We start from the raw sequence: 2956 nt of genomic DNA, 5'->3' as shown, positions 1-2956 counted from the left end.
CGGTGTATGTAGTTGGTGAGCTGAGAAAAGATAGTAGATAGCACTAAGCTAACTACTACGTACGAGAAAATGTCGAAAAATATCCAAGCAACCAGAATGGCTGCTATTAATGCTAGAAAAACATATAGGAGCCTCCGGTTTAGCATATCAGCAAGATATACTAAAAATGTGATTAGATAGTTTAGGTAATAAAAGAAAGAAGCCCAATGGAATGAGGGCTTCTTTTAGAGATGAATTGTTGAGATAGATACTAATCTAATCCCACTTCAGTTCTTCGTCTGCGCTAGTAGTAGCGTGAGCTGGGGCTTGAGCTGGAGTCGGATTTTCTTGGGTGGGCGCTATCTCTTCATTGTTGTCATTCTCGTACTGATCAAAATCGTACTCGGGCATCAGTTCTTCTTTCACGTGCCCTACGGTTTCTTCCAATGCCGTCATAAACTTGTTAAAATCTTCCTTATAAAGGAAAATCTTATGTTTCTCGTAAAAGTAGCCATCGTCCTTGTAACGTCTTCGGCTTTCGGTAATGGTTAGGTAGTAGTCGTTAGAGCGCGTTGATTTTACATCGAAAAAGTACGTGCGCTTGCCCGCTCGTACTCGTTGAGAGTAAATTTCTGCTCGATCTTTTCCATGATTGTCTTCCACAACGTCCAAATTTTAAGATGTAAGTAATCCGTTTTAAGTTATTATAAAGATTATTCGATACTAAACTGTCCTAAATATAGCATAAATGCAAGAAATGTTACAAAGAAAAAGAGCAAACAAAACATTTTTATTAAACTTTTGTTCATTCGCATTGGTATTACAATCAAGCAAATTCTTCTATGGTGCAGCAAATGTGCTCATTAACTTTCCTATAATTTCCTTCGTTGTACCTTACAAACGTACATTGGTAAATTCCCTCTTCGCTTATGCTTAATCTGTCCGAGATTAGAGAGTTTGGTAATATTGAACTACTAGCCAAGCAGTTAGTAGAAGGGTTTATTACTGGGCTCCATAAATCACCCTACCACGGGTTTTCAGTAGAATTTGCCGAACATCGCCTGTACAATACGGGCGAAAGCACTCGGCATATTGACTGGAAAGTATATGCCAAAACGGGTCGTTTGTACACAAAACGTTACGAAGAAGAGACTAATCTTCGTTGTCAGCTAATAGTAGACAATTCGTCTTCTATGTATTATCCGCAGAAGAATAAGGGTAAAATCACGTTTAGTGTAATGGCTACAGCGGCCTTAGCGCATTTATTACAGAAACAGCGCGATGCGGTAGGGCTGTGCGTATTTTCTGAAGATATTGACCAACAAACGCAGGTAAAATCTACTGCTTCGCACCTACATAAGCTCTTCGTGATTTTAGAGAACCTACTAAAAGAACAACCTGCTTCCCGGCAAACTTCGGTAGCTAGTGTGTTACATCAGGTAGCGGAAAAAATTCATAAACGTTCGCTGGTAATCATCTTCAGTGATATGTTTGAAAATCAAGAAGAAACCGACCAGATTTTTAGTGCTTTGCAACATTTGAAGCACAACCGGCACGAAGTGCTTCTTTTTCACGTAACCGATCATAAGACTGAGCTTAACTTTGATTTTGAAGAGCGACCCTACGAATTTATCGATATGGAGCGGGGCGAACGACTTAAGCTACAGCCATCGCAAGTGAAGGAAGCTTACCAGAAATATGTGACCGAGTACTTCCATGAACTAGAGATCCGCTGTGGGCAGGCAAAAATTGATTTCGTGACCGCAGATATCAATCAAGGTTTTGATCAAGTTTTGCGAAACTATCTCATTAAGCGGACTAGTATGAAGTAGATAGCACGCTTCTACTTAACCACGGTAGAAAGTGCCGGACTTCCGGATAGCGATAGCAATAATTAATCACTGAGTAACTAACAACTATTGAACGGGAGCATGTCTCCGAACAAGCAATCTGCTCTTTTACTGCTTTAATATGGTAGGTGCAAATGGGTTGGAACAAACTGCTACCCAGCTAATCCATTTTTTGGATTCAGTGGATAAAATCTCGGAGTGATCAAGAAAATGTAAAGCAGCAGTATTTTTAGATAACTGGCTAAGAGCACGTCTCGTAATAAACAATAAAATGGAACTGATTCAATTGGCTTTACCGGAAGGCGGAAGAATAAATACCAGGCAGTAGTATTAGTGATGACTGAAGACAATAAACCTCGTCTCGCCCGACTGACCGCACTAATTACGCAGCTCCAATCAGGACGGATAATTACTGCCCGGGCAATGGCTCAACAGCATGAAGTAAGTATCCGCACTATTTACCGCGATATCCGAACGTTAGAGCAATCAGGGATTCCCATCGTTACTGAAGAAGGAAAAGGTTACTCGTTGGTAGATGGTTATAATCTCCCTCCGGTGATGTTCAGTGAGGAAGAGGCCAACGCACTGATTACTGCCGAACATCTGATTACCCAAAATCAAGACCAATCTTTAGCCGAACAGTATCACCGAGCTATTACTAAAATCAGATCGGTACTAAAGCACACGCAGCAGGAGAAAACCGAGCTACTGACTGAACGCCTCCAGATTCGTCCTGATCGCCAGCCAAAAAGAGTAAGTCATCATCTTATAAATCTTCAGTCGGCCATTACCAATTATCAGTTGGTTGAGTTGGATTATACGTCACTGTCTGGTAAGCATAGCCGACGAGCAACAGAACCTTTCGCATTGTACAGTACCCAGGGAAACTGGATATTGGTCGCTTTTTGCCAATTGAGAAGTGATTTTAGAGCATTTCGGCTAGATTGCATACAGTCATTACGCGTTACCGGCCAACAATTTGAACCACACATAATTACCCTTCAGGAATATTTTGAACAGTGCCGTAAAAAATGTTTACCCACCCCTGACATACCCTTGTCATCTGCCCTACCGAACTTAGCGGAAAATCAAAATCATATGCTTATGCAAACTGTAAAAATTCAACC

Annotated in this window: 3 protein-coding genes; 2 read left to right on the top strand and 1 reads right to left on the bottom strand. The window is 41.0% G+C overall.

Going from position 1 to position 2956, the window contains the following annotated elements; translation table 11 throughout:
• Positions 1 to 255: 255 nt before the first annotated feature.
• Positions 256 to 642, bottom strand: a complete 387-nt coding sequence (locus WBA23_RS00935) for a DUF3276 family protein (protein ID WP_424580353.1) — start codon at positions 640 to 642, stop codon at positions 256 to 258.
• Positions 643 to 908: 266 nt separating this feature from the next.
• On the opposite strand from WBA23_RS00935, the gene WBA23_RS00930 reads away from it, so the two are divergent.
• Both WBA23_RS00930 and WBA23_RS00925 read left to right on the top strand, forming a co-directional pair.
• Positions 909 to 1811, top strand: a complete 903-nt coding sequence (locus WBA23_RS00930) for a DUF58 domain-containing protein (protein ID WP_424580352.1) — start codon at positions 909 to 911, stop codon at positions 1809 to 1811.
• Between the two features lie 354 nt (positions 1812 to 2165).
• The coding region (locus tag WBA23_RS00925; protein ID WP_424580351.1) for a helix-turn-helix transcriptional regulator at positions 2166 to 2956 on the top strand (791 nt) is incomplete at its 3' end.

The sequence above is a fragment of the Tunicatimonas sp. genome (genome assembly GCF_049647865.1).
Classification (GTDB): Bacteria; Bacteroidota; Bacteroidia; order Cytophagales; family Cyclobacteriaceae; genus Tunicatimonas.
The sequence above is the reverse complement of the archived record's forward strand: the minus strand, read 5'-3'. Positions and strand labels throughout refer to the sequence as shown.

Excerpts from the sequence above, each read along its gene's own strand:
- WBA23_RS00930 (WP_424580352.1), top strand. The coding sequence starts at position 909 with ATGCTTAATCTGTCCGAGATTAGAGAGTTTGGTAATATTGAACTACTA.